This window comes from Pseudacidovorax sp., assembly GCF_017991995.1.
In the GTDB taxonomy this organism is placed as follows: Bacteria; Pseudomonadota; Gammaproteobacteria; order Burkholderiales; family Burkholderiaceae_C; genus Xenophilus.
Window position 1 is genome coordinate 43,270 of record NZ_JAGOPN010000009.1, and the last position, 25,420, is coordinate 68,689.

Here is a 25,420-nt window from a genome sequence, read left to right on the forward strand (position 1 = left end):
TCCCATGCATGACGCCCCTGTCACCCCCCTGCCCGTGGCGCTGGCCACGGCCAACACCGCGCTGGCCCTGCGCACCTTCGCCCTGCTGCAGCAGGCCGGGCGCGAGGCCTGGGAGCGCCGGCTGCGGCTGCTCTCCGACACCGAGGAAGACGCTGTCTCCCAGGTGGGCCATGCGGCCAACACGGGCGACTGGCAGGCGCTCGGCGCCTGGCCCGCCGACCTGCTCTGGCGGGGCACGCAGCGCAACCTGGAGGCGTGGCGCACGCTGGTGCAGGGCGGCCTGGCCAGCCAGACCGAGCTGGCCCAGGGCCTGCGCGAAGCCTGGGCACAGTGGCAGAAGAGCACGGCCGCGGCCCTGGCCCCGCAGGGCCGCCCCAAGGACGGCGCATGAGCGCGCCCACCCCGGAGCTGGCCGAGGGCGGCGCCCCAGCCGACGCACCCCTGGCGCTGGTGCGCAACCGCACCTTCGACGAGATCGCCGTGGGCGACAACGCCAGCCTGCAGCGCACGTTGACCGCGCAGGACATCCAGCTCTTCGCCGTGCTCTCGGGCGACGTCAACCCGCAGCACCTCGACGCGGAATTCGCCGCCTCCACCCGCTTCCATGGCGTGATCGCCCACGGCATGTGGGGCGGCGCACTGATCTCTGCCGTGCTCGGCACGCGGCTGCCCGGCCCGGGCACCGTGTACCTGGGGCAGACGCTGCGCTTCCTGCGGCCGGTTCGGGTGGGCGACACGCTGACCATCCGCGTGACCGTGGCCACGCGCGACGCCGCCAAGAAGCGCCTCACCCTGGACTGCCGCTGCACCAACCAGGCCGGCGAGGACGTGATCGAGGGCGAGGCCACCGTGCTCGCGCCGACCGAGAAGATCGAGCGCCCCGCCGCCACCCTGCCCGAGGTGCGGCTGCATGCGCCCGGCGACGGCCTGCCGCGGCTGCTGGCCCATGTGAAGCCGCTGGGCGCCATCCGCGTGGCGGTGGTGCATCCCTGCGACGCGCTGAGCCTGGGCGGCGCACTCGATGCCCGTGCGGCCGGCCTGATCGAGCCCGTGCTCGTGGGCCCGCGCGCAAAGATCGAGGCCGCCGCCCAGGCCGCCGGACTGGACCTGGCCGGCATCGCCATCGAGGACGCGCCGCACAGCCATGCCGCCGCCGCACGGGCCGCGGCGCTGGCCGGCGCGCGCGACGTGGAGGCGCTCATGAAGGGCAGCCTGCACACCGACGAGCTGATGGCCGCGGTGCTCGACGCCGCCGCCGGCCTGCGCACCGGCCGGCGCCTGTCGCACTGCTTCCTGATGCAGACGCCGGCCTACCCGCGGCCCTTCATCGTGACCGACGCGGCCATCAACATCGCGCCCAGCCTGGAAGAAAAGGCCGACATCGTGCGCAACGCCATCGCCCTGGCCCAGGCGGTGGGCGTGGCCACGCCACGGGTGGCGCTGCTGGCGGCGGTGGAGACGGTCAACCCGCGCATGAGCGCGACGCTGGACGCCGCCGCCCTGTGCAAGATGGCCGAGCGCGGCCAGATCACCGGCGGCGTGCTGGACGGCCCGCTGGCCTTCGACAACGCAGTCTCGGCCGCAGCGGCGCGCATCAAGGGCATCGAGTCGCCCGTGGCGGGCCAGGCCGACGTGCTGGTGGTGCCCGACCTGGAAAGCGGCAACATGCTGGCCAAGCAGCTCGAATACATGGGCGATGCGGCCAGCGCCGGCATCGTGATGGGCGCACGCGTGCCCATCGTGCTGACCAGCCGCGCCGACTCGCGGGCCGCGCGCATCGCCTCCTGTGCCATTGCCGTGCTGCTGGCCCACCGCTGGCGCACGATGCCGCCATGAACATCGGAACGAGCCCGACATGAAGACCCTCCCGTCCCGAAGGACCCGTGTGCCGCCTGCCGAGCCGGAGGCGGCCCGGTGAACGCGACCGCCACCGCCTTCATCCTGGTGCTGAACTGCGGCTCGTCCAGCATCAAGTTCGCCCTCTTCGCGGCTGGCGGCGGCGAGCCGCCGCGGCGCCCGGCCTGGAACGGCAAGGTGCAGGGCATCGGCGGCCCGGCGCCCGACATCGGCGCCAGCGACCTGGCCGTGACGCCGCTGGCGCTCTCGGCGGCGCAGCCCTACCACGACGCCCTGGCCCGCATCCGCGACGAGGTGCTGCGCTGGCTGGCCGGCCGGCCGCTGGCCGCCGTGGCCCACCGCGTGGTGCATGGCGGCAGCCGCCACTTCGTGCCGGTGCGGGTCGATGCGCAGGTACTGGCCGAGCTGCGCAGCTATATCCCGCTCGCGCCCTTGCACCAGCCCTTCGCGCTGGAGGCCATGGAGATCCTGCTGGCCGAGCGCCCGGACCTGCCGCAGGTGGCCTGCTTCGACACCGCCTTCCACCACACGCTGCCCCAGGTGGAACGGATGCTGCCCTTGTCCTGGGACGCCTGGGAGCGCGGGCTGCGGCGCTACGGCTTCCACGGCCTCTCGTACGAATACATCGCCATCGCCCTGGCCGAGCGCCACGGCCGTGCGTCGGCGGAGGCCGCCCGCACCATCGTCGCGCACCTGGGCAGCGGTGCCAGCCTGTGCGCCATGCAGGGCCTGCGCAGCGTCGCCACCACCATGGGCTTCTCGGCCTTGGACGGGCTGATGATGGGCACGCGCACCGGCGCGCTCGACCCCGGCGCCGTGCTGTACCTGATGGAGATCGAGCAGCTGAGCCTGCAGCAGGTGGGCCATGCGCTCTACCACGAGTCGGGGCTGCTGGGCATCTCGGGCCTGTCGGGCGATCCGCGGGTGCTGCTGGCCCGCGAGGCCGAGGACAGCCCCGAGGGCGAACGCGCCCGCGCTGCGCTGGCCCTCTACGTGCGCCGCATCGTGCGCGAGATCGGCGCGCTGGTGGCCGTGCTGGGCGGGCTGGACCGGCTGGTCTTCACCGCCGGCATCGGCGAGCACAACGCCGTGCTGCGCGCGCGCGTGTGCACGGCGCTGGGCTGGCTGGGCGTGCAACTGGACGACGCCGCCAACCAGGCCGACCGGCCCCGCATCGCCAGCGCGGCGAGCCGGGTCGACGTGGGCGTGGAGCCCACCAACGAGGAATGGATCGCGGCGCGGCATGCGGCGGCGCTCATCACCCCCTGAACACCCAAGGAAGAGGACCTTCTCCATGTACCACCGTCTTCTGGTTCCCCTCGATGGCAGCGCCACCGCCGCGCTGGCGCTGGACGAGGCCGCACAGCTCGCGCGCCTGGCTGGCGCCACCGTCGTGCTGCTGCATGTGGTCGACGCCATGGACCACGTCACGGGCTTCGAGCCCCCGCTGGTGCACATCCAGGAGGTGCGGCCCACCTTCCTGCGCAACGGCCAGGCGTTGCTGGACGCCGCGCGGCAGACGCTCGAAGCCCAGGGCGTGACGGCGGAAACCGTGCTGCTCGAAAGCCAGGGCGAACGCGTGTCGCAGCTGATCGCAAACCAGGCCAGCAAATGCGGCTGCGACCTCATCGTGCTGGGCACTCACGGTCGCCGAGGCGTCGACCGGCTGCTGCTGGGCAGCGACGCCGAGCAGGTCGCCCGCATCGCGGCGATGCCGGTGATGCTGGTGCGCCCGCGGGCTGCGACCAAGGCAGCAGCGACGGGCAGCTGAGCGCGGCGCTCTGAGGGCCTCAGAACTGTCACAAACTCTTTTCAGAATCCCGGGCTTTGCCCTCGCCCGAGATTCCCATGCTTCCCGCCCCGGTCTTCCGCCTTCGCACCCTCGTCCTCGCCGTCGCCAGTGCCGCCGCCCTCATGGCCTGCGGCGGGGGCAGCGGCAGCAATGTCAGCTTCACGCCCGTCGGCACGAGCGCCGCGTCGTCCGGCAACGGCAGCACGTCCGCCGCCGAGACCGTCACCGTTCCGGCCGAACCCGCCGGCCTGGGCAGCACCGACACCGCGCCCATCCCCAGCGCGGTCGCCTATGTCGACACCGGCGCCACCAACCAGCGCGACAACCCCTGCAACGTCACCCTGGCCACCAATGCCGGCGCGCGCGTGCTGCAGGGCTTTCTGGACATCTGGACGCCCAGTTCGCTCATGGTCGATGCGGGCGTGACCCTGGCCGCCGCCAACGGCTGCCCGGCCGTGACGCCCTCGACCTGGAGCGGCATCCCCGGCGACAGCACCGACGGCACGGTGAAGAACGCCGCCGTCCATGCCGCCAACATCAACTACGTCAAGACCGTCACCCAGGCGCGCACCCCGGCCCAGGGCCTGGCTGCGTACATGGACGACCGCCGCGGCAAGGGCTACAGCGTGAGCGATGGCATGGGCCCGCTCACCAGCGCCTGGCGCGCCGGCACGCAGCAGACCACCACCATCACGGCCGTCGACCCCAACACGGCGCTGAGCCCCGCGGTCAACGACGGCGGCAACAACGTGGGTGTGGGCGCCTCGGGCGGCAACGCCAACATGGGCCTGGCGGTGGACTTCATCAACGGCCTGGCCGCCGGCTCCACCGAACCGCCCAAGCGCTTCTACAAGTACGCCCGCCCCTGGCGCTGGAGCAGCGACGTGAAGGTCGTGCCCGCGCTCGAGTCGGCCAAGAGCACCACGCCGGCCACCGACGGCGGCTTCCCCAGCGGCCACACCGCCGAGGCCTGGCGCGACACGCTGGCCATGGCGTACCTGGTGCCGCAGCGCTACCAGGAGCTGGTGGCCCGGGCGATGGAAATGGGCGAGAACCGCATCCTGGCCGGCATGCATTCGCCGCTGGACGTGATGGGCGGCCGCGTGCACGCCACGGCCGTGGTGGCCTACAACCTCTCCAGCGTGGCCAGCTACACGCCCGCCGTGAAGAAGGCCGCCTACGACCAGGCCCAGGCCTGGCTGCGCACGCAAAGTGGCAGCGCCGACTTCAATGCGCTGAACACCTATGCGCACACGCCGCGCACCCAGGACAGCACGCAGCCCGACTTCGACCGCTTCAGCGACAGCGCCGCCTGGCGCAAGACCTACCTTCAGCGCCTGACCTACGGCCTGGACCGCACCGGCGCCGCCGGCCAGCTGGCCACCGTGCCGAAGGGCGCCGAGGTGCTGCTGGAGACGCGCCTGCCCTACCTGAGCGCCGACCAGCGCCGCGTGGTGCTCAAGAGCACGGCCATCGACTCGGGCTTTCCGCTGGGCAACGACGGCGAAGGCTGGGGCCGGCTGAACCTCTTCGCCGCCGCCGACGGCTATGGCCGCTTCGACGGCGACGTGACCGTGACCCTGGACACGAGCCTGGGCGGCTTCAACGCCATCGACCGCTGGCGCAACGACATCGCCGGCGCGGGCAAGCTGACCAAGCTGGGCACGGGTCAGCTGCGCCTGTCGGGCAACAACGGCTACACCGGCGGCACCGTGCTGGCCGCAGGCCTGCTGGGCGCCGACTCGGCCACCGCGCTGGGGGCGGGCGACGTGTTCGTCAAGGGCGGCACGCTGGAGAGCACCGTGGCCGCCTCGCCGCTGACGCTGGCAGGCCGCTACACGCAGACCGCCGGCACGCTGAGCGTGGTGGCGGGCGCGAACGGCGCCGGCCTGCTGAAGGTGGGCGGCAATGCGGTGATCGCCGGCGGCGACCTGGCCGTGCGCTTTGCCAGCGGCTACAGCCCCAAGGTGGGCGACACGCTCACCGTGATCCAGGCCGCCGGCCGCCAGGGCCGCTTCGGCAACGTGACGGTGCAGGGCTTCGGCAAGGTCAGCGTGAGCTACACCGCCAACGCCGTGCTGGTGCGCATCGACAGTATCTGAGTCAACACCCCCCATGCCGCTTCGCGGCTCCGGGCGGCCGCCAGAGGCGGCTGCTCTTCGGGCACGTCCAAGCCTGCACTTGCAGGCTCGGAGCCGCGGCCCTCAGCCCCGCTCGGACGCCTTCGGCTTGGAGGGGCGCGCACCCAGAGGCCTGGCGAAGCCAGTTCCTCGGGTGCCCTGGCATGGCCTGCTCCGCGGCAGTCTGATGCCCTGCGCGCCACCGGCTTCAAGCGATGCGCTTGGCACTCGACGTCATGAAGAGCGGGGTGTGGGCCTTTCCGCGATTACCAGTCGCCGCCGTTGCGATTGGGCCCCAGCTGCAGGCCGTCGATGCCGGCCACCGGCCAGGCACCGATCGCGTGGCAGGCATGGCCCGGCGCGACCAACGGTCCGCGCCGGGGCACGCCGTCGGACGCGCGCACCAGCACCTCGACGGAATCCGCCGCGCGGCCACAGCTCACATCGATGCGGTGCAGGCCCGGCGCGTCCACCGGCAGGTCGATCTCCCAGAAGCCCGGTGCGCCCGCGCGCATGGGGTGCGGGGCGGCATCGTCCAGCGCCGCCATCATGGGCGCGTCGGCAGCGCCGAAGCGTCGGGCCACCACGCGCACCACGCCCGGCCGCGGCACCTGCCGGGCCTGCGAGGCCCGCGTGACCAGCCGAAGGTCGCAGGGCGCGACGATCTGCACATGCGGCCAGCACGCGCCCAGTGGCCGGAAGCGCCAGCTCGGCACGCCGTCGTGCACGCACACCACCGAGAAGCCGGGGGTACCACCGCCCTCCTCGATCTGCGCTGTCGAGCGGGTGGCGCCGTAGACCACCGCCCCGTCGTTGAGCAGCTCGTTGTAATGGGTGTGGCCCGTGTCGACGAAGGGCACACGTGCATCGGCAAAGAGCCGGGCCAGCGCCTCGCCATCGGCGGCCATGTCGCCGGGATAGCAGTGCATGAACACCAGCGGCACCTCGCCCGCCGCCTCGGCCAGCGCCAGCTGGCGGGCGATGCGGTGGCGGTGGTGCGAGTTCAGTCGGAAGTCCGGGCCGCCCGCGCCGCTGCCGACCACGTCCACGAAGATGCAGCGGTGGCCGGCGATCACCTCGTGCTCCGGCCGCTGCGCCGGCGCGAAAGCGGCCTCGTAGGCGGCCAGGCTGCCGCCCTCGAAGTCATGGTCGCCCGGGATCACGCGCCAGGGCAGCGCGAGCGGGCCCAGCGCCTCGGTGATGGCGGCGTACTGCGCGGGCGTCGCATGGTTGGCGTTGTCGCCGGGCAGGTAGACGAAGTCGGCCGCACGCGCATGGGCGTTGAGCTCGTCGACGATGGCCTGCAGTCGCGGCCGGGCGGCCCAGCCGTCGGCCTCGTCCATGTGCAGGTCGCCGATGTGGATCCAAGCGATGGAGGAAGGATGAGCGGAAGAATCTTTCATGACGAAGCAACTCCCAAGGCGGGCTGGCCGGCATGCGGTTCGCACACGCCCGCGCAGGCCGGCCGCAGCATCGTGGCGAAGCCGATCCACAGCGCCAGCGACGCGAGCGCGAAGCCGCCCAGCACATAGAAGGCGACCTGGTAGCCGAAGAGCTGGGCCAGCCAGCCGCCGATGGCGGGCGACAGGCTGGCGCCCAGGCCCTGTACCGTCATCACCGCGCCCTGGCCCACGTTGACGCGGCCGGTGCCGTCGAGCAGGCAGGCCACGAGGCCCGGCACGGCCACGCTCTGCAGGCCGGCGCCGATGCCATCGAGCGCCTGCACGGGCCACACGCCCCAGCTGTCGATCACGCTGCCGGCGATCAGGCCGCGCAGTGGCAGCGAGGCGAAGGAGACCAGCATCACCAGCCAGTAGCCTCGCGAGGCCGACAGGCGCATGGCAGCCAGGGCGGTGACGATCATGACGGCCTGCGCCACCACCACCGTGAGCGCGGTGAACATGGCCGGGTTGCCCTTGCCGGCGCCGACCACCGCCAGGCCATACAGCGGCAGCATGGCGCCGTTGCCCAGATGGAAGCAGGCCAGCGCCGCGGCCAGGATCAGGAGCGGCCGGTTCTGCAGCAGCGTGCGCAGGCCCTGGGCCTGGCTGTCGTCGGCCGCGGCGGCCTTGCCGTCGTGTGGTCCTTCAAGACCGCGCGCGGCGCGGTGGTCGATGGTCCGCTCGGGAATGGCCAGGACCGAGACGATGGCGAAGACACCGAACAGCGCCGCCAGGAAGAAGATGGCCGGCATGCCGTAGCGGAAGCCCAGCCAGCCCGACAGCGCCGCGCCCACCATGTTGCCCGCGTGGTTCCAGGCCTGGTTGCGGCCGTTCTGCGCATTGAAGCCGCGCTGGCGCACCACGCCCAGCGTGATGCCGGCCACCGCCGGGCCGATGGCCGCACCGGCGATGGCCGTGGCCACCTGGCTCACGGTGACCACCAGACCGGCCTGCGACCACAGGATGAGAAAAGAGGCCAGCACCGTGCAGATTCCGGTGATCACCACCACCCAGCGCTTGCGCGCCGTGTGGTCGATGAAGGCGCCCGCCGGCACCGTCATGAGCATGCCGGCCACGCCGCCGGCCGTCATCACCGAGCCGATGGCGCCCGGCTGCCAGCCGCGCTGCTGCAGGAAGACGCCGAGGAAGGGCCCGATGCCGGCCTGCATGTCGGCCATGAAGAAGTTGAGCGCGCACAGCGCGCGCGTGGCGCGGCGCTTGTCCCCGCCCGACGCATCCCCGACGGCTGCATTCGCGGAAGCCGCGAGGGTGGGCGAGCTGCTCATCGGGGAGGTCTCCGGTTGCGTGGGTCAGCCGATCAGGAGCCGCGCCCCGATGGCCAGGACAAGGGCGGGCGGCATGACCAGCGCGCCCACCTTCAGGAAGCGGAAGAAGCCCACGTCGTCGCCCTCGCGGCGGATGGCCGCCAGCCACAGGATGGTCGCGAGCGAGCCGGTGATCGACAGGTTGGGGCCCAGGTCCACGCCGATCAGCGTGGCGTCGATCACCACCTGCGGCGGCCTGGCCTGCTGCAGCACGGTGCTGGCCAGCAGGCCTGCCGGCAGGTTGTTGACGACGTTGGAGCCCACGGCCAGCACGGTGCCGGCCACCGCCGCGGCGCCATGGACACTGCCTTGCACGCCGGCCGTGAGCCACTGGGCCAGGGCCGCGATCACGCCCGTCTGCCGCAACGCCTCCACCAGCACGAACAGGCCCGCCACCAGCGGCAGCACGCTCCACGAGATGTCCTTGACCAGCGGCCACGGGTTGGCCCGGTCGCGCACCAGCACCACGGCCGCCGTCAGCCCGCCCATGATGGCCGTGGGCAGGCCCAGGTCGATGCCCTTGAAGGACACCGTCATCAGCACGACGGCCGTCACCACCAGCGCGCCCAGCGCCGTCCAGCCGCCGGCATGCAGGGGCTCGACCTCGACGCGCGGCTCGCAGCCGCCGGCCAGCTCCTTGCGCATGACCAGGCGCAGGCAGACGTAGGTGGCACTGATGGCCAGCAGCGAGGGCAGGCCGAAGCTCTTGATCCATGGCCACAGCGAGGGCACATGCGCGCCATAGAGCACCAGGTTGGCCGGATTGGAAATCGGCAGCACGAAGCTCGCCGCATTGGCGATGAAGGCGCAGATGAACAGGTACGGCAGCGCCGGTGTGCGGGCCTTGCGCGCCGCCGCATACACCGCCGGCGTCAGCACCACGGCCGTGGCGTCGTTGGAGAGGAAGGCGGTGATGACCGCGCCGATGGCGTAGACCAGCGTGAACAGCCGCATCGGCGAGCCGCCCGCCATGTTGACCGCATGCCCGGCCACCCAGTCGAAGAGGCCTTCGCGCCGCGCCGTCTCGGACAGCAGCATCATGCCGATGAGGAAGAGGTAGACGTCGTTGCCCTTGGCCACGGCGCCCAGCGCCTGCTGCGCCGGCAGCAGTCCGAGCACGACGACGAGGGCCGCGCCGGCCACGGCCCAGATGGCCTCGGGCAGCTTGAAGGGCCGGATCAGCACGCCGGCCGTGGTGGCAGCGGCGATGGCCCAGATGGTGAGGTGGGAAGACAGCATGAAGGATTCAAGAGGCGCCGGTAGCCGGAGCGGCCGGCAGCGCCGCACGCGAAACATGGAAGCGGGCGATCATCGCAAGCCCGAGCCGGGCCAATACCGACAGCGCCGTGCAGGCCAGCGTGATCGCCAGCAGCCAGCGCTCGGTGGCGTGGGCCTGGGCGTTGCGCTGGTCGAGCAGCTCGGATTCGGCGACGCGCATCTCGGCCACCACGGCGCGAACCTCGTCCATGGTGCGCTTGCCTTCGTCGCGCAGCACGAGGGCGCGGGCGGCCTCCAGGCCCTGGTTGCGGCGGGCCTGCACCGTCTCGTGCAGCTCGGCCAGCTTCAGGGCCACGGCGTATTCGAGCCGGTCCACGCGCCGCTGCTGCACGGCGCTGTCGCTCACCAGCGCGCGCAGCCGGTTGGCCAGCGGCCCGATCTGCGCCAGGGCGCGGTCATAGGGTTCGAGGTAGCGGTCTTCGCCGGTGATGATGAACCCGCGCTGGCCAGTCTCGGCATCGATGGCGTAAACGAGCGTGGATTCGAGCGTGGTCAGCACCTGGTAGGTGTGCTCGATGGAGGCGCGTTGCGACAGCAGCAGTTGGTGGTAGCGAAAGGACAGGATGCCGGCGACCACCAGCAGCGCGACGAAGGGCGCCGAGCGCAGCAGGCTGCGGAGATCGGGGTCGCCGGGAAGTCGCATGGCAGGAGGCTTGGGACGGGGTGTGACAGCAGAACGCCGTTGTCGCTCCAAGAAGCGTGCCAAAGGCGGGGACACGTCAGATCAAGCACTTGGCCGCGCGGGAGACTCGCCGATGCATGAAAGGCAGACGGCGGGCTGTCCATAAAACGGACAGCCCGCCGCCGAAGAACAGGCCGCACGCGGGCGGCCCTGCAGGATCAGCGCTTGCTCAGCGCCTGACGACCCTGCTCCTCGTCCGCCTTCAGCGGCACGAAGATGCTCCATTCCTCCTCGGGATTCTTCTTGTAGCGCACATGCTTATTGTCGAGGTCGAACTCGTAGTACGGGTAGACCTCGCGCAGGTTGAAGAAGGTGGCGGGCGCGAAGAACAGGATGTCCAGGGCCAGGTAGCCGCCGTTGAACTTGAGCGGCAGGATGCCGTAGAAGGGCTCCTTGCCGGGCGCCTCGGCCTTGAACTCGTAGTTGCCGAAGCTCGTGGTGGAGAAGCGCTCGGAGCGCGGGGTCGTGGTCTCCTTGGAGGTCGCGATGCTCACCTGCGCATCGGGCTGGACGGTCGTGATGTGGGTCATCGCGGTGCAGGCGGCCAGGGGCACGGTGGCCGCCAGCGCCAGCAGACGGGCTGCTTTCTTCATGGTTCTCGGGGTGTGTTGTCTTGACTCTTCCGGACACGCCTGGCGGCGCGCCGACTCCTCGTGCCTCGGGCTCCCTCGCCTCGGGCGGCCGGCAGTTTAGGAGGCATGGCTGCTGCGCCGGCGCCCAAACGTCCTACGGCCGTGACATTGGCCACAGATGTTTGGCTCATGAAGAACCAACGATTCGGTCGTTCGTGCCGGGCCCCGTTCTTTCCACAATGGATGGCCCAGCGCCTTGACCCGCATCAGGAGCGTGAAGAACACAACCATAGGGCCCCGCCGCCATGAATTTCCAGCAACTGCGCTCGGTCCGCGAGGCCGTGCGCCGCAACTTCAACCTCACCGAGGTGGCCCAGGTGCTGCACACCTCCCAGCCCGGCGTGAGCCGGCAGATCCGCGAACTGGAACAGGAGCTGGGCATCGAGCTGTTCATCCGCGTCGGCAAGCGCCTGACCGGCCTGACCGAGCCCGGCAGCCATGTGCTGCCCATCATCGAACGGCTGCTGGTCGAGAGCGGCAACCTGCGCAAGGCCGGCGAGGAATTCGCCACGCAGAACGAAGGCCTGCTGTCCATCGCGGCGACGCATTCGCAGGCCCGCTATGCGCTGCCCGAGGCGGTGCAGGATTTCCGCCGCCAGTTCCCGTCGGTGCGGCTGCACATCCACCAGGGCTCGCCGCGGCAGATCGCGCAGATGCTGCTGGAGGGCGAGGCCGACGTGGGCATCGCCACCGAGGCCCTGGCCGACTATCCGCAACTGGCCGCCCTGCCCAGCTACCGCTGGACCCATGCGGTGATCGCGCCGCCGGGCCATCCGGTGCTGGCCGAGCCGCTCACCCTGCAGTCGCTGGCGAAGCATCCGCTCATCACCTACGACAACGGCTTCACCGGACGCCAGCGCATCGACGACGCCTTCGCCCAGGCTGGCGTGCAGGCCGACATCGCCCTGGCCGCGATGGATGCGGATGTCATCAAGACCTATGTGCAGCTGGGCATGGGCGTGGGCATCGTGGCCGGTGTGGCCTTCGAGGCCGAGCGCGACACCGGCCTGCGCGCCGTGGATGCCGGTGCCCTGTTCGGCATCAACCACACGCGGCTGGCCGTGCGCCGGGGCAGCTACCTGCGGCGCTATGTGTATGCCTTCATCGAATCGTTCTCGCCGACGTTGACGCGCGAGGTGGTGGAGGCCGCCGTGCGCGGCGAGTCGGGCGAAACCACCGCCGTGGTGCCGCCGGGCGATGGTGCGGCCGATGCCCTGGAAGAGGCCTCGGGGCAGCGCCAACCCTGGCCCCTGGCCGCTTGAGTCGTACCTGCGAGCGCGCAGGGCACGCGCACCCGCGCCAGCGTCGGCCTGGCCCCGGCGCACGTCGCCGGTCGCGGTCTCAGGCCTGGCCGCGCTCCTTGAGGATGCCGCCTGCGATACCCATCGCATGGTTCGCGGTCGGCACGCCGCAGTAGATCGCAGCCATCAGGATCACTTCCTTGATCTCGTCCGGCGTGAGCCGCGAATCGTCCCGCCCGTCCAGCGCCGCGCGCACATGCAGCGCGAATTCCTCCCAGGCGTGCAGGCCCAGCATCATCGACAGCACCATGAAGCGCCGCGTGCGGTCGCCCAGGGCCGGACGGCCCCAGATGTCGTTCCACGCATGCCGCGTGATCAGTTCCTGGAACTCGGTGTTGAAGGCGGTGCGTCCGGCCAGCGAGCGGTCCACCCAGTCGTCGCCCAGCACGCGCCGCCGCTGCTGCAGGCCGCGCGCATAGCCGTCGGCTTGCTCGGCAGCCGGCTCGCCGGTACCGGGTGCCATGCAGCGGTCGCGCACGAAGGCCCGCAGCAGGCGCGCGAAGGACTCGGGCTGCTCGACGGCACCGATGTGGGAGGCCTGCGGCAGCACGGCCAGCTCGGCCCCGGGCACGACCTGCGCGATGGCCTGCGACATGCCCAGCGGCGTGCCCTCGTCCCGCGCGCCGGCGATCACCAGTACCGGGCACGGGATGGACGGCAGCCCATCTCGCCAGTCCACATCGCGCACCGCCTCGCAGCAGGCCGCATAGCCGTCGGGCGAGGTCGCCAGCAGCGTGGCACGGGCCTGCGCCACGGCCTCGGGCCGGGCCGCCCGGAAGTCGGCGTGGAAGTAGCGGCCCATCACGGCGTCGGCGATGGCGGCCACGCCCTCGCGGCGCACGGTGGCGATGCGGGCATCCCAGAGCGCGCGTCCGGCGTCGGGATAGTGCGCGGCGCTGTGGGCCACCACCAGGCCGCGCAGCAGCGACGGATGGCGGATGGCCAGGCCCATGCCGACCATGGCCCCCATCGAGATGCCGACCCACACCACAGGCTCGCGCGCCACCTCGCGCAGCAGGGCGGCGGCGGCCTCCACCAGCGCGTCCATGCTGCCGGGGCCCTGCAGCGGCGGCGAGCCGCCATGTCCCGGATGGTCGAAGGCCAGGATGCGGGCCTGCGGGCCGACCTGCGCGCGCAGGGGCGCCCAGGCCTCGCGGTCCATGCCCAGGGCATGGCTGAGCACCAGCAGCGGGCCGCTGCCGCCGTCGTGCAAGGTGTAGGAAAGCAGGGACGTCATGGTGTTCGGGGCAGTGCGAAGTTCAGGATGGGTCCTCGGGATCATCGCCGTCCTCGTGCAGCCATTGCAGGCACTGCCGCGCCGAGGCCTCGACGGCCCGCTCCAGGTCGCAGGCCGCATGCAGCGCCGCCTGCAGGGCCGCACGCTGTCCGGGCGGCAGCGCCAGCACGCAGGCATCCGCGCACAGCAACTCAGGCAGGGGCGTCTTCGTGGCCATCGCCTGCGGCCCCAGCGACTGGATGCGCGCGCGGGCGGCCTGCGGGCCCAGCGCCTTCGCCAGCGCCTGCGTGAGCGATTCCGAATGCACCAGCCCCCAGGTGCGGCCGATGTTTTCGGCCATGCGGGACGCATCCACCCGCAGGCCGGCCAGGGCGTCGCGGATGGCGCTGGTGGCACCGAAGACCTGGATCCACAGCTGGGGCCACACGGCGACCTCGGCCTGCCATTCGCCCAGTGCACGTTCATGAGCATGCGCCATGGTGGCCAGCAGCGTGGCCGCGATGCCGGGCACGGGCGCGCAGGCCGCGATGGCCTGCATGCAGGCCACCGGATTGCGCTTGTGCGGCATGGCGCTGGAGCCACCGCGGGCCGAGCCCTGCGCTGCCTCGCCGGGGCCCGGTCCCTCGGCCACCTCGTCTATCTCGGCCTGCGAGAGCAGGGCCAGGTCTTTGGCGATCTTGGCCAGCGAGCCCGCCAGCACCGCGGCCTCCAGGCCCAGGCGCAACCAGGTGTCGCGCTGCGTGTGCCAGCTGCCCGCTGGCGCGGCCAGGCCCAGCAGCGCCGCCATGCGGGCCGCGACGCGCTCGCCCGCCTCACCCATGGCCGAGCGGTTGCCCACGGCGCCGCCGAGTTGCAGCGCCAGGGCCTGCACCGCCAGGGCCTGCAAGCGGACATGGCTGCGCTGCAGCGGCAGCAGCCAGCCGGCGCACTTGAGGCCCCAGCTGGTCACCTGGGCCGGCTGCAGCAGCGTGCGGGCCAGCATGGGCGTGCGCGCATGGTCCGCCGCCTGTTGCCGCAGCAGCGCGATGGCCTCCTCCAGCGCCGCGAGCAACGGCGCCAGCGCGGCGCGCGTCATCAGCACCTGGGCGGTGTCGACCACGTCCTGTGTGGTCGCACCCTTGTGCAGATGGCGGGCGGCATCGCCCGCGCCGCGCGCCTGCAGCGCCTGCGTCACCATGGCCACCAGCGGCACGGCCATGGCACCGCCGTGGCGGGCGGCGTCGGTCAGCGCCTGCGCGTCCAGCACGAGGCCGGCGCAGGCATCCGCAATGGCTTCGGCCGCGTCGGTGGGGATCAGGCCCTCCTCGGCCTGTGCCCGGGCCAGGGCCGACTCGAAGTCGAGCATGGCGCGGCACAGCGCCTCGTCATCGAACAGGCCGCGGGCAGCGGCGGGCAGGAGGGCATGGGCGAAGGCGTTCACGGGCAGGCGGTGCGGACGACGGAACCCGTCAGATGCTCGCGCCCGAGGCGCGGACCACGGCGGCCCACTTGCGCGACTCCTGCTGGATGCGCGCGGCGTACTGGGTGGCGTCGCCGAGCAGCGGCTCGGCGCCTTCGACGCCCAGCTTGGACTGGAAGGCCGGCGTGCCCGCCACCTGCAGGATCTGCCGGCCCAGCGCCGCCACCTGCGGTGCCGGCGTGGCGCGCGGCGCCAGCAGGCCATAGGTGAGCGTGCTCTCGAAGCCGGTCAGCGCCGCGATGCCCGATTCGGCCAGCGTGGGCACCTGGGGCAACTGGGCCAGGCGCCGGCTGCTGGTCACCGCCAGTGCGCGCAGCTTGCCGCCGGCCACCAGCGTCTGGGCGGGTGGGATCACGCTGAACATCATCTGCACCTGGCCGCCCACGAGGTCGGTCAAGGCGGGGCTGGTTCCCTTGTAAGGGATGTGGCTCATCTTCACGCCCAGGGCATCGGCCAGCATCTCGGCCGTGAGATGGCCGCCGGTGCCGGAGCCGCTGGAGGCGAAGGCGTACTGCCCGTTGGCCTGGCGGATCGCCTCCACCAACTGCGGCACCGTGCGCACCGGCGAGCTCTCGGGCACCACCAGCATCAGCGCCGAACTGGCGAACATCGCCACCGGCGCCAGGTCCTTCTGCACGTCGAACTTGAGGCCCTTGTAGAGCGCCGGGTTGATGGAGACCGTGCCGGTGTGCCCCAGGAGCAGCGTGGTGCCGTCGGCCGGCGCGCGCACCACGGCCTCGGTGCCGATGTTGCCGCCCGCGCCGGCCTTGTTGTCGACCAGCCAGGTGCGGCCGAAGGTCGAGCTCAACCCGTTGGCCAATTGCCGCGCCAGCACGTCGTTGCCGCCACCGGGCGCGAAGGGCACCACGATGCGCACGGGCCGGCCGCCCTCCTGGGCCCAGGCCGGGGCAGCGGCCAGGGCAGACAGGGCCAGCCACTGGCGGCGGGTGCAGGAAGGGATGGGGCGCATGGCGGTCTCCGGGTTCGTTCTAGGAAAGGAGCGAGTCTGCGCGGTTCGGAACAAAGAAAAAACCAGATATGGCGACTTTCACACCACACATAATGTTGGAGATGGAGACCGCCTTCCTGAACACCTTCCTGCTGGTCGCGCGCCGGGGCTCCATGTCCGAGGCCGCGCGGCAGCTGGACCTGAGCCCCACGGCCGTGGCGCAGCAGATGCGGGTGCTGGAGCGGGAGCTGGGCACGCCGCTGCTGCTGCGCGCCGGCCGCACGGTGCGCCCCACCGAGGCGGGCGACCGGCTCATCGAACGGGCCGAAGCGCTGGTGCGCGACGCCGGCCAGTTGCGCGCCTGGGTGCATGGCCAGGCACTGCAGCACGAGCTGCGCGTCGGCACCCTGGCCACCGTGCTGCACAGCGCACTGCCGGACATCCTGCAGGCCTTCGCGCAGCGCCATCCGCAAACCCGGGTGTCGATCCGCGCGGGGCTGGCGAGCCAGCTGTACGAGATGGTGGCCGAAGGCGGGGTGGACCTGGCCCTGACGCTGCGGCCGGCCTTCGACCTCGCCAAGCCCTTCTGCTGGCAGCCCCTGCGCGAGGAAGCGCTGGTCCTGCTCGCGCCCGCCGCGCTTGCGGGCCAGGACCCGATGCAGCTGCTGCGGGAAGAGCCGCTGATCCGCTACGACCGGACGCTGGGCGGCGGCAAGCTGGCGGACCAGTTCCTGCGCGATGCCGGCATCGCGCCCAGGGAGCGCTTCGAGCTGAACTCGCTGCTGGCCGTGGCCATGATGGTGGCCCGCGGGCTGGGCGTGTCGATGGTGCCGGACATCGACGCGCCCTTCATGCGCGAGCCGACCCTGGCCCGCATCGCGCTACCGCAGGCACGCACGCGTCGTGCCCTGGGCCTGCTGTGGCTGCGTGCCTCGCCGCGCCAGACGCTCGTATTGAACTTCGGCGAGTGCGCCACCGCAGCCATGCGGCCGGCGCCTTGAGACGGTGTGAGCGAACCCGCCATGTCCGCACGGTCGCTCATGGGCGCTTGCCGACGGACTTGGCAACCTCCCGCAGGATGCGCTTGCGCACCTTCTTGCCCTGGGTGACCAGCAGCCGGATGTTCACGTCATGGCGCTGCTCCGGCGCCATGGACTTCCAGGATTTGATTTCGGAGCGAAGGCGGCCGCATCCCAGGCATCGCGCCTTGTCCGGGCTCAGTTCGCATTGCCCGATGCAGGGCGTCGCCGTCAGAAGAATGGTCATTGCCGAACACGCTGCCACTGGGCGGCGGGCAGCGCAATCGGACACAGGCAAAAAAAAGACCCGCACGAGGCGGGTCCAAGGAGACAGCCGACTTTCGTCGGCCCCGCGAATTCGCGGCCCGCTCCCCAGCGAGTACCCCGAAGATCCCCGGCGGGCGCGAAGAGCACCCTGGAGAGCAATCTACCCGTGCGGGCGGCCAAGACCTACGAAGGAAAACGCGCTTGGTTATGCGGCAGATACCGGGGCCATCATGCGCGGGCAGTGTGCCGACGCACTGCGCCAGATCAAGGGTCGCCCATAGCGGCCATGGCCGCCGGCCCACCTCAGCGCCGCGCCACGAAGTCGATCTCGACCCGCGCGCCATTGGCCAGCCCGGTCACGCCCACGCAGGTGCGCGCCGGCAGGCGACCGGGCGGGAAGTGGCTGCGGTAGGCCTCGTTCATGCGCGCATAGTCCTCGTCGAAGTGGGTCAGGAAGATGCGGGCCGACAGCACGTGGGCCAGGCCCAGGCCGCAGCCTTCGAGCACCGTCTTCAGGTTGGCCATCACCGCATGGGTCTGGGCCTCGATGCCCTCGGGATAGCCGCTGTCCAGCCCCGTGCCGCTGAAGGGCATCTGGCCCGTGACGAAGACCCAGCCGTCGCATTCGACGGCATGGCTGAAGGGCGCGACCGGGTCCGGCGCGCCACTGATCATGTGGAAGATGGGGTTCATGGGTCAGGCTCCTGAAAGTGAGTCGATGGAGGGAAGAGAAGGAATGGCATGCCCGCGCGGTGGAAGGCCGGCGCCAGGGTGCGTGGCATGTGTCTTGCGACGCGGTCGTGTTGCCTTGCAGGGATCCCGACGTTGCAGCTCGAACAGTTCACGACCGAGTCCTACCCGGTGCACCAGCGCCCGCAGGCGTGGCGTGCCGCACTCGAGCCGCACCAGCTTCGCGCCTGCGAGACGCCCTCGGCCGCGCCGCTGCACGGCCGGCTGGCAGCGGGTCGGACGGCGCGCGGCGTGGGCCTGGCGCGCGTGGCCTCCTCGCCGCAGACGCTGGAGCCGCTGCACGGCGACGCGGGCCATGTGTGGATCGCGCTGCTGCAGGCCGGAGAGGCGCATCTGCAGCCCGGCGACGGCCAGCCGGCCCTTGCCCTCGCCGCGGGCGATGTGGTGTGGGGCGCCACGCGCAGCGCGGCGCAGCTGGTGTTCCAGACGGACTTCCGCCAGTTCCACGTCTCGCTGCCCGCGCGTGCCTTCCCCGCCGGCCTGCGGGGCGGCCAGGGCACGGCCCTGGGCCACCTGCCCGGGCGCAGCGGCATGGGCCGCCTGCTGGCCGGCACCCTCGGCGCGCTGGAGGACGCTCTCGACAGCCTGGGCGACGACGACATCGCGCCGCTGGAACATTCGCTGTCCGAGCTCATCGCCGCACGCATGGCCGCGCGGCCGGGCGACGCCCCCGCCGGCATCAGCAACACGCAGGCCGCAACGTTCCGGCGCGTGTGCCAGTTCATCGAAGGGGCGCTGAGCGACCCCGCGCTCTCGCTGGCGGCGGTGGCCGCCCAGGAGCGCGTCTCCGAGCGCCTGGTGCAGAAGCTCTTCGAAGGCCAGGGCCTGACCTTCACCACCTACCTGCGCCAGCGCCGGCTGGAGCGCTGCCGCGCCGACCTGGCCAACCGCCAGTACGGCCACCTGTCGATCTCGGACATCTGCTTCCGCTGGGGCTTCAACGACGCGGCCCATTTCAGCCATGCCTTCCGCGACCGCTACCGCATGTCGCCGCGGCAGTACCGGCAGCAGGCCAACGAGGCCAGCCAGCAGAGCCTGCGCAAGCGCATCCAGCGCGGCTGGCCCTCGGGCTATTTCGAGTCGGGCGGCCGGTCCGAGCCGCAGGCCGATGCGCCACGCGGCGCGCCCGGGGGCGCGGCGAGCGCGCAGGCACCGGCCCCCTCGGCCGCCGCCGGCCAGACCGGCCGCCACCACCACCTGCCGGCCACGCCCGAGACCATCCACTGGGGCTACTTCAGCCGCACCATCCCGCCGGTGCTCACCGTGGCTTCGGGCGACATCGTGACCATCGAGACGCTGACCCAGCATGCGTACGACGACCACGAGCGCATGATCAAGGGCGACTCGGGCGCCGAGCGCGTCTTCCACTGGACGCGCGAGCACAAGGCGGTGGACCGGCGCGGCGCCGGCCCCACCGACGCCTCCATCTACGGCCGCGGCAACGGCGAGGGTTTCGGCGTGCACATCTGCACCGGCCCCGTGGCCGTGCAGGGCGCGGAGCCGGGCGACGTGCTGGAGGTGCGCATCCTCGACCTCGCGCCCCGCCTGGCCGCCAATGCGCGCTACGAAGGCCGTGCCTTCGGCAGCAATGCGGCCGCCTGGTGGGGTTTCCATTACGACGACCTGATCGAGGAGCCCAGGCCGCGCGAGGTCATCACCATCTACGAGGTGGACTGCCACCCCGGGCGCATGTGTGCCCATGCCGTCTACAACTTCCGCTGGACGCCGCAGCGCGATCCGCACGGCGTGCTGCACACCACCATCGACTACCCCGGCGTGCCGATCGACCGCAGTGCCATCGTCGAGAACCACGGCGTGCTGGAGGGCGTGAAGATCCCGGTGCGGCCGCACTTCGGCGTCATCGCGCTGGCACCGGCCGAGACGGGGCTGGTGGATTCGATCCCGCCCTCCTCCTTCGGCGGCAACCTCGACAACTGGCGCATCGCCAAGGGCGCCACGGTGTACCTGCGGGTGGCGGTGGACGGCGGCCTGCTGTCGGTGGGCGATCCGCATGCGTCGCAGGGCGACAGCGAGCTGTGCGGCACCGCCATCGAATGCTCGCTGACCGGCGTGTTCCAGCTCGTCCTGCACAAGGCCAAGGACCTGCGCGATGAGCCCTATGCCGACATCGACTACCCGCTGGTCGAGACGGCCGACGAATGGGTGCTGCACGGCTTCTCGCATCCCAACTACCTGCAGGAGTTCGGCGACCGGGCGCGCAGCCTGGTGTACGAGAAGTCCTCGCTGGACCCGGCCATGCGCGACGCCTTTCGCAAGACACGGCGCTTCCTCATGACGGCCATGGGGCTGACGGAGGACGAGGCCATCTCGCTGATGTCGGTCGCCGTGGATTTCGGCGTCACGCAGGTGGTGGACGGCAACTGGGGGGTGCATGCCGTGATCCGCAAGGCCCTGTTCGAGGAGCGGCTGGCGAAGGCCCGGGCCGGCGCCTCCTCCGGCGCCTGACCCTGGCGGCACGTCGCCGGCCGCGCGCTCAGCGCGGCCCGAAGACGCACTTGCGGATGGACCCGTGCACGCCCCAGTTGCCGTCCACCACCTGGGTCACGCCGAAGTCGGCCGCCACGGACATGAGGGCGATGGCCTCGTCCTCGCTGAGCTTGTGCACCGTCATCAGGAAGCGCCGCAGCTTGCGGAAGGCATCGCGCATGGCCGGGTCGAGCGAGGCGGTCTCCGCCACCGTGGTCTGGCCCTCGGGGCCCAGCGTCGCCAGGTAGTTGGCATAGGTGAAGCCATACACCGACCACAGCTCGTCGGTCTCCAGGAGCGGATGGTCCAGCCCTTCGAGCAAGGTGCCGGGCAGGTCGGCCTTCTTGTGCAGCACCAGCTCGAACTCGCCCGTCAGCGAGCATTCGATGGCGGTGCCGCCCAGCTCGCTGTCGCCCTGCGCCGCATGCGGATCGCCCACCGAGAAGTAGGCGCCGGCCACGGCCACGGGGTAGTACATGCGCGCGCCCTTGCCCACGCGCCAGTCGTCGATGTTGCCGCCGCTGTAGCTGGGCGGAATGGAGCTGACGAAGTCGGCCTCGGCCGGCGCCAGCCCCATGGTGCCGAAGTGCAGCCGGGCCGGAACCTGTACGTTGCGCAGGATGTCCTCGCGCCGGCGCACCGTGGCCGGGTCGACCTTCACGCCGGGATAGTCGATGGTCGGATGCACCACGCCGTCGGGGTCGGTCTGCGGCGTCCACACGTAGTTGTAGACGGCGCGTGCCGTGGGCTCGGCGGTGGTGTCCAGCTCGAAGATGGTGATCACCTCGCGCGGCTTCGGCTCTTCGATCAGGTCGCGGTACTGGAAGCCCCAGGAGGCCGCCGCGTTGGAGCCGAAGCTGCGGCCCAGGAAGGCATGGTTGCAGCTGGGGCGCGGCATCACGTCGAGGATGCGCACCTCCAGCACGTCGCCCGGCTCGGCGCCTTCCACCACCACCGGCCCGGTCAGCAGGTGCACGCCCACGCCCTCGCCCTCGCCATAGGTGAAGGGGCCGGTGGTGGGCCCAGCGCCGCGGCGCGGCACGGCCTTGTGCTCGCAGGTCCAGGCGAACACCGATTCGGCGCCCGGGTCGCCTGCCACCATGCGCTCGTGGTCGTCGTTTGCATGGTGGGTCAGCGTCTCGATGGTGACGCGGTCGCCCGAGCGCACGGTGAGCGCAGGCGCCACGGCCTTGCTGAAGTAACCCCAGTGCACCGTTTGGGGAGAGACACGGAGAAGGTGATGCATCGTCGGTTCTGCAGGGAAGATGGGAATCGATGGTCAGCGCTCGGCCGCCATCACGTTGAGGAAGCGGGCCGTCTGCGGATGCTGCGGCCGGGTGAGGACGTCGCGCGCGGGCCCGCTCTCGACGATGCGGCCGCCCGCCAGGAAGACCACGCGGTCGGCCACGTCGGCCGCGAAATGCAGCTGGTGCGTGGAGATGACCAGCGCCAGCCCGCCGTCCTGCGCCAGGGTGCGGATCACCTCCAGCACCTCGTTGACCAGGGCCGGGTCGAGCGCGGAGGTGGGCTCGTCCATCAGCAGCACGCGCGGCCCGGGCGCGATGGCCCGTGCGATGGCGACGCGCTGCTGCTGGCCGCCCGACAGGTGCCGCGGCAGCGCATCGGCGCGGTGCGACAGGCCCACCCGCGCCAGCAGCGCGCGCGCCCGCTCCTCGGCCCGCTCGGCCGTCCAGCCATGCACCCAGCGCAGCGGTCCGGCGATGTTCTCGAGCGCCGACAGGTGCGCGAACAGGTTGAACTGCTGGAACACCATGCCCACGCCCACCCGCGCCCGCTCGCGCGCCAGGTCGGCCGGGCTCATGCGCTCGCCGCCGACCTGGTAGCCCAGGCGCTGGCCGTCGACCACGATGTGGCCGGCGTCCCAGTCCTCCAGGTGGCTGATGCAGCGCAGCAGCGTGCTCTTGCCCGAGCCGCTGGGCCCGAGCAGGGCCACCACCTCGCCCACGGCGACGTCGAGCGCCAGGTCCGCCAGCACCGTCTGGCCGCCGTAGGTCTTGCTGAGCCCGCTGACGCGGACCACGGTCGGCGCCTGGGCCAGCACGGCCGCGCGCTCGGCACGGGCGGCGTCCGAGGCGCCGGTGGTCGTGCGCGGACTCTCATCGTCATGCACGACTGACAACTCCGGGGCCGGCGTGGCCGCCAGCACCGGTGCACGGCGCCAGGGCAGCCAGCGCGCCAGGCCCTGCAGCGTGGCCTGCCGGTCGAGGTCGAAGCGGGCCTCCAGGCACAGCTGCACCAGGCTGATGCCGCCGGTCAGCACCAGGTACAGCAGGCCCGAGGCGAAGAAGACGGAGAAGAAGTCGAAGGTGGACGAGGCCAGCTGCGTGCTGCGCAGCGTCAGCTCCTGCACCGCGATGACCGAGGCCAGCGACGAGTTCTTGAGCGTGCTCACCGCCTCGTTGCCCATGGCCGGCAGCATGGCGCGCAGGGCCTGCGGCGCGATGATGCGGCGCATGAGCATGCGCGGCGTCAGGCCCAGCGCCTGCCCGGCCAGCACCTGGCCGCGCTCCACGCCGAGCACGCCCGAGCGCACCATCTCGGCGATGAAGGTGGCCTCGTTGAAGGCCAGCGCCAGCCCGGCCGCCACCAGGCCCGGCATGCGGATGCCCACGTGCGGCAGCGCGTCGTAGAAGAACACCATCTGCAGGATCAGCGGCGTGCCGCGGAAGATCACCGCATAGGCGCGGGCGAAGGCGGCGAGCGGGCGGAACCGGCTGAGCTGCATCGCCGCCAGCAGCAGCCCGATCACGGCCCCGCCGGCCAGGCCGATGGCCGTTGCCGCGAGCGTGAATCCGATGCCCCACAGCAGGTAGGGCATCGTCAGGTAATGAAGAAACAGGTCCATCGGGCCACTCCCGGGCGGCCGGGGCCGCCCGGGACCAGGTCATCTCACTTGGCCAGGACCAGGCGCGGGGCTTCGAGGTTCTCGACCGGCAGGCCGTTCTTCTTGAGCATCTCGGCGTGCGCGCCGGACTTCTGCAGCGCCACCAGCGCGGCCATCACGGCATCGCGGAAGTCGGTCTTGCCCTTGGGCACGGCGATGCCCACCGAGTAGGGAATGGTCACGGCCAGGGCCTTCTCCAGCTTGTCCGGGTAGGCCTTGACGGCGCTGTCGACCGTGTTGACGTCGTTGATGTAGGTGTCGGCGCGGCCGGCCAGGATGGCCTGGATGCAGTTCTGGTTGTTGTCGTAGAGCTGGATCTGCGGCTCGGGCTTGCCGGCGGCCTTGCACTGCGCGGCCAGGGCCTGGATCAGCGGCACCTCCACATAGCCGGTGTTCTCGGCCGCGACGGTGCCGCACAGCGAGGTGTCGATGCCGGTGATCTTCTTGGGGTTGCCCTTGGCCACCAGCACGCCGTCGAACACCTTGGAATAGGTGATGAAGTCGGCCGCCTTGGCGCGCTCCTCGGTGGCGTAGATGTCGGAGATGACGATGTCGGCCTGGCCCGACTGAAGCGTGGTGAGCAGCGCCGCGAAGGTCACGGGCTTGTAGCTCACCTTGAAGCCCAGGCAGGCACCGATCGTCTCGCCCAGGTCGATGTCGAAGCCGATGTAGCGCTCGGGGTTCTTGGGGTCGATGGTCTCGTAGCCGGGTGTGTGCGGATTGATGGCGTTGACCAGCGTCTTGCCCTTGAACTGCGGGTACTTGGCCTGCAACGCCGCGCATTCGCCGGGCGTGGGAAAGACCTCGGCATGGGCCGCGCCGGCGGCACCCAGCGCCAGGGCGACGGTGCCCAGGGCAGTGGCCAGCAGCCGGCGCAGACGCACCGGCCAGGCAGGGCGGGACGGGCGCTGGCCCGGGACGACGAGGGGGCTGTTCATGGGACGGAAACTCCTGGTGAGGCGGCCCGGCCGGACACCATGTCCGGCTTTGCTGCACCGCGTCAAACCAGTTTAGGAACGGCCTCCCGTGCGCACTTGTCTGGGAGCGCACGAGTCCTTGTGTGGCGCGTCGCGTCCCGTGCCTGAGACCCTACTGCAGCGCCGCCGGGCGCGCGTAGCCGGGGAAGTCGCGGTCCAGCACCTGCTTGAAGAACGGCGACCTGAAGGCCGCCTGCAGGTCGGCCACCCACGGCGCGCCCTTGTCGGGCGTGCGCACGGCCGCCACCAGCAGGTAGTAGTCGGGCGTCTTCTCCAGGGCCACCGCATCGGTGAGCTTGAGGCCGGAGGAGATGGCGAAGTTGCCGTTGATGACCGAGAAGTCGGTGTCGTCCAGCGCACGCGGCAGCTGGGCCGCTTCGAGCGGCACGAAGCGCAGCTTCTTCGGGTTGTCGGCGATGTCCTTCTCGGTCACCTTGAGCGGATCGACGCCGGCCTTGGTCTTGACCAGGCCGTACTGCTCCAGGAAGACGAAGGTGCGGGCCAGGTTGGTGGGGTCGTTGGGCACGGCGATGCGGGCGCCCTCCTTCACCTCGGCCACGGTCCTGAACTTGCGCGAGTACAGGCCCAGGGGCGCGATGGGGCCCTGCACCACCTCCGCGAGGTCGAGCTTGTTCTTCTCGGCGAAGTTCTTGAGGTAGATGATGTGCTGGAAGTAGTTGGCGTCCAGCGAGCCCTGCGCCAGCGCATGGTTGGGCTGCACGTAGTCGCTGAACTCGACGAGCTTGACCTTGTAGCCCTTCTGCTCGAGCTGCGGCTGGATGCCCCGGCGCAACACCTCGATGTTGGAGCCGGCGGTGGTGCCGATGACCAGCTCCTTCTTGGTGGCGGCAGGCTGCTGGGCCAGCACCGGCAGGGCCATGGAAGCGGCCAGACTGGCCAGGACGACGTGACGACGGAACAGGGACATGGGAAAGAGCCGA

Annotated in this window: 22 protein-coding genes; 8 read left to right on the forward strand and 14 right to left on the reverse strand. The window is 71.4% G+C overall.

The window, feature by feature from the left end:
- The first annotated feature begins 4 nt into the window (after positions 1-4).
- The 5 genes from KBC94_RS13640 (at position 5) to KBC94_RS13660 (ending at position 5,751) form a co-directional block, all read left to right on the forward strand.
- Positions 5-391, forward strand: a complete 387-nt coding sequence (locus KBC94_RS13640) for a hypothetical protein (protein ID WP_294370838.1) — start codon at positions 5-7, stop codon at positions 389-391.
- On the forward strand, positions 388-1,836 hold the full coding sequence (locus KBC94_RS13645; RefSeq protein WP_294370840.1) for a bifunctional enoyl-CoA hydratase/phosphate acetyltransferase: 1,449 nt from the start codon (positions 388-390) through the stop codon (positions 1,834-1,836). The genes KBC94_RS13640 and KBC94_RS13645 overlap by 4 nt, the downstream gene beginning before the upstream one ends.
- A gap of 78 nt (positions 1,837-1,914) precedes the next feature.
- Complete coding sequence (locus KBC94_RS13650) at positions 1,915-3,126, forward strand: acetate/propionate family kinase (RefSeq protein ID WP_294370842.1); 1,212 nt, start codon at positions 1,915-1,917, stop codon at positions 3,124-3,126.
- Between the two features lie 25 nt (positions 3,127-3,151).
- Positions 3,152-3,628, forward strand: coding sequence for a universal stress protein (locus KBC94_RS13655; RefSeq protein ID WP_294370844.1), 477 nt, complete (start codon positions 3,152-3,154; stop codon positions 3,626-3,628).
- Positions 3,629-3,705: 77 nt separating this feature from the next.
- Positions 3,706-5,751 (forward strand): phosphatase PAP2 family protein, encoded by a 2,046-nt coding sequence (locus KBC94_RS13660; RefSeq protein ID WP_294370845.1) that lies wholly within the window; start codon positions 3,706-3,708, stop codon positions 5,749-5,751.
- Between the two features lie 284 nt (positions 5,752-6,035).
- On the opposite strand, the gene KBC94_RS13665 is transcribed toward KBC94_RS13660, so the two are convergent.
- From KBC94_RS13665 to KBC94_RS13685, 5 genes are all read right to left on the reverse strand, one after another.
- Entirely contained in the window at positions 6,036-7,172 is a 1,137-nt protein-coding gene (locus tag KBC94_RS13665) for a metallophosphoesterase (protein WP_294370846.1), read from the reverse strand.
- Complete coding sequence (locus KBC94_RS13670; RefSeq protein WP_366934705.1) at positions 7,169-8,497, reverse strand: MFS transporter; 1,329 nt, start codon at positions 8,495-8,497, stop codon at positions 7,169-7,171. Before KBC94_RS13670 ends, KBC94_RS13665 begins: the two co-directional genes overlap by 4 nt.
- A 24-nt stretch (positions 8,498-8,521) precedes the next feature.
- A complete protein-coding gene (locus KBC94_RS13675; RefSeq protein WP_294370849.1) occupies positions 8,522-9,775 on the reverse strand; it encodes an arsenic transporter in 1,254 nt (417 codons plus the stop codon).
- Between the two features lie 7 nt (positions 9,776-9,782).
- The gene (locus KBC94_RS13680) at positions 9,783-10,457 is read right to left on the reverse strand and encodes a CHASE3 domain-containing protein (RefSeq protein WP_294370854.1); all 675 of its coding nucleotides are present in this window, start codon (positions 10,455-10,457) and stop codon (positions 9,783-9,785) included.
- Between the two features lie 197 nt (positions 10,458-10,654).
- Positions 10,655-11,089, reverse strand: a complete 435-nt coding sequence (locus KBC94_RS13685; RefSeq protein WP_294370856.1) for a hypothetical protein — start codon at positions 11,087-11,089, stop codon at positions 10,655-10,657.
- Positions 11,090-11,373: 284 nt separating this feature from the next.
- On the opposite strand from KBC94_RS13685, the gene KBC94_RS13690 reads away from it, so the two are divergent.
- On the forward strand, positions 11,374-12,390 hold the full coding sequence (locus KBC94_RS13690) for a CysB family HTH-type transcriptional regulator (RefSeq protein ID WP_294370858.1): 1,017 nt from the start codon (positions 11,374-11,376) through the stop codon (positions 12,388-12,390).
- A gap of 79 nt (positions 12,391-12,469) precedes the next feature.
- On the opposite strand, the gene KBC94_RS13695 is transcribed toward KBC94_RS13690, so the two are convergent.
- Genes KBC94_RS13695 through KBC94_RS13705 form a run of 3 tightly spaced genes read right to left on the reverse strand, consistent with a single transcriptional unit; the run spans position 12,470 to position 16,095 of the window.
- Positions 12,470-13,666: an alpha/beta fold hydrolase gene (locus tag KBC94_RS13695; protein ID WP_294370862.1), complete on the reverse strand. Its 1,197-nt coding sequence runs from the start codon at positions 13,664-13,666 to the stop codon at positions 12,470-12,472.
- A 22-nt stretch (positions 13,667-13,688) separates the two neighbouring features.
- Positions 13,689-15,086, reverse strand: a complete 1,398-nt coding sequence (locus KBC94_RS13700) for a lyase family protein (RefSeq protein ID WP_294370864.1) — start codon at positions 15,084-15,086, stop codon at positions 13,689-13,691.
- Positions 15,087-15,114: 28 nt separating this feature from the next.
- Positions 15,115-16,095, reverse strand: a complete 981-nt coding sequence (locus KBC94_RS13705; RefSeq protein WP_294370866.1) for a tripartite tricarboxylate transporter substrate binding protein — start codon at positions 16,093-16,095, stop codon at positions 15,115-15,117.
- 101 nt (positions 16,096-16,196) lie between these two features.
- Between KBC94_RS13705 and KBC94_RS13710 the strand changes: the two genes are divergently transcribed.
- Positions 16,197-17,075: a LysR family transcriptional regulator gene (locus tag KBC94_RS13710; protein ID WP_294370869.1), complete on the forward strand. Its 879-nt coding sequence runs from the start codon at positions 16,197-16,199 to the stop codon at positions 17,073-17,075.
- 37 nt (positions 17,076-17,112) lie between these two features.
- Here the strand turns inward: KBC94_RS13710 and KBC94_RS13715 are convergent, their stop codons facing one another.
- Together KBC94_RS13715 and KBC94_RS13720 are read right to left on the reverse strand one after the other, a co-directional pair.
- On the reverse strand, positions 17,113-17,340 hold the full coding sequence (locus KBC94_RS13715) for a DUF1289 domain-containing protein (RefSeq protein WP_255697487.1): 228 nt from the start codon (positions 17,338-17,340) through the stop codon (positions 17,113-17,115).
- Between the two features lie 323 nt (positions 17,341-17,663).
- Positions 17,664-18,053: a RidA family protein gene (locus KBC94_RS13720; RefSeq protein WP_294370879.1), complete on the reverse strand. Its 390-nt coding sequence runs from the start codon at positions 18,051-18,053 to the stop codon at positions 17,664-17,666.
- Positions 18,054-18,185: 132 nt separating this feature from the next.
- Here KBC94_RS13720 and KBC94_RS13725 point away from each other — a divergent pair, with 132 nt between their 5' ends.
- A complete protein-coding gene (locus KBC94_RS13725) occupies positions 18,186-20,576 on the forward strand; it encodes an acetamidase/formamidase family protein (protein ID WP_294370884.1) in 2,391 nt (796 codons plus the stop codon).
- A 28-nt stretch (positions 20,577-20,604) separates the two neighbouring features.
- Here KBC94_RS13725 and KBC94_RS13730 read toward each other — a convergent pair whose 3' ends face one another.
- From KBC94_RS13730 to KBC94_RS13745, 4 genes are all read right to left on the reverse strand, one after another.
- The gene (locus KBC94_RS13730) at positions 20,605-21,843 is read right to left on the reverse strand and encodes an acetamidase/formamidase family protein (protein WP_234195203.1); all 1,239 of its coding nucleotides are present in this window, start codon (positions 21,841-21,843) and stop codon (positions 20,605-20,607) included.
- A gap of 33 nt (positions 21,844-21,876) precedes the next feature.
- Entirely contained in the window at positions 21,877-23,463 is a 1,587-nt protein-coding gene (locus KBC94_RS13735; RefSeq protein WP_294370887.1) for an amino acid ABC transporter permease/ATP-binding protein, read from the reverse strand.
- Positions 23,464-23,507: 44 nt separating this feature from the next.
- Positions 23,508-24,440, reverse strand: coding sequence for an ABC transporter substrate-binding protein (locus KBC94_RS13740; RefSeq protein ID WP_294370889.1), 933 nt, complete (start codon positions 24,438-24,440; stop codon positions 23,508-23,510).
- Positions 24,441-24,591: 151 nt separating this feature from the next.
- Complete coding sequence (locus KBC94_RS13745) at positions 24,592-25,407, reverse strand: MetQ/NlpA family ABC transporter substrate-binding protein (protein ID WP_294370891.1); 816 nt, start codon at positions 25,405-25,407, stop codon at positions 24,592-24,594.
- Positions 25,408-25,420 lie beyond the last annotated feature (13 nt).

What these genes read in the sequence shown, in the direction of transcription:
- KBC94_RS13640 (WP_294370838.1), top strand. Translation starts at nt 5, where the DNA reads ATGCATGACGCCCCTGTCACCCCCCTGCCCGTGGCGCTGGCCACGGCC.
- KBC94_RS13645 (WP_294370840.1), top strand. Translation starts at nt 388, where the DNA reads ATGAGCGCGCCCACCCCGGAGCTGGCCGAGGGCGGCGCCCCAGCCGAC.
- KBC94_RS13655 (WP_294370844.1), top strand. Translation starts at nt 3,152, where the DNA reads ATGTACCACCGTCTTCTGGTTCCCCTCGATGGCAGCGCCACCGCCGCG.
- KBC94_RS13660 (WP_294370845.1), top strand. Translation starts at nt 3,706, where the DNA reads ATGCTTCCCGCCCCGGTCTTCCGCCTTCGCACCCTCGTCCTCGCCGTC.
- KBC94_RS13665 (WP_294370846.1), bottom strand. Translation starts at nt 7,172, where the DNA reads ATGAAAGATTCTTCCGCTCATCCTTCCTCCATCGCTTGGATCCACATC.
- KBC94_RS13670 (WP_366934705.1), bottom strand. Translation starts at nt 8,497, where the DNA reads ATGAGCAGCTCGCCCACCCTCGCGGCTTCCGCGAATGCAGCCGTCGGG.
- KBC94_RS13675 (WP_294370849.1), bottom strand. Translation starts at nt 9,775, where the DNA reads ATGCTGTCTTCCCACCTCACCATCTGGGCCATCGCCGCTGCCACCACG.
- KBC94_RS13680 (WP_294370854.1), bottom strand. Translation starts at nt 10,457, where the DNA reads ATGCGACTTCCCGGCGACCCCGATCTCCGCAGCCTGCTGCGCTCGGCG.
- KBC94_RS13685 (WP_294370856.1), bottom strand. Translation starts at nt 11,089, where the DNA reads ATGAAGAAAGCAGCCCGTCTGCTGGCGCTGGCGGCCACCGTGCCCCTG.
- KBC94_RS13690 (WP_294370858.1), top strand. Translation starts at nt 11,374, where the DNA reads ATGAATTTCCAGCAACTGCGCTCGGTCCGCGAGGCCGTGCGCCGCAAC.
- KBC94_RS13695 (WP_294370862.1), bottom strand. Translation starts at nt 13,666, where the DNA reads ATGACGTCCCTGCTTTCCTACACCTTGCACGACGGCGGCAGCGGCCCG.
- KBC94_RS13705 (WP_294370866.1), bottom strand. Translation starts at nt 16,095, where the DNA reads ATGCGCCCCATCCCTTCCTGCACCCGCCGCCAGTGGCTGGCCCTGTCT.
- KBC94_RS13710 (WP_294370869.1), top strand. Translation starts at nt 16,197, where the DNA reads ATGGAGACCGCCTTCCTGAACACCTTCCTGCTGGTCGCGCGCCGGGGC.
- KBC94_RS13715 (WP_255697487.1), bottom strand. Translation starts at nt 17,340, where the DNA reads ATGACCATTCTTCTGACGGCGACGCCCTGCATCGGGCAATGCGAACTG.
- KBC94_RS13720 (WP_294370879.1), bottom strand. Translation starts at nt 18,053, where the DNA reads ATGAACCCCATCTTCCACATGATCAGTGGCGCGCCGGACCCGGTCGCG.
- KBC94_RS13730 (WP_234195203.1), bottom strand. Translation starts at nt 21,843, where the DNA reads ATGCATCACCTTCTCCGTGTCTCTCCCCAAACGGTGCACTGGGGTTAC.
- KBC94_RS13735 (WP_294370887.1), bottom strand. Translation starts at nt 23,463, where the DNA reads ATGGACCTGTTTCTTCATTACCTGACGATGCCCTACCTGCTGTGGGGC.
- KBC94_RS13740 (WP_294370889.1), bottom strand. Translation starts at nt 24,440, where the DNA reads ATGAACAGCCCCCTCGTCGTCCCGGGCCAGCGCCCGTCCCGCCCTGCC.
- KBC94_RS13745 (WP_294370891.1), bottom strand. Translation starts at nt 25,407, where the DNA reads ATGTCCCTGTTCCGTCGTCACGTCGTCCTGGCCAGTCTGGCCGCTTCC.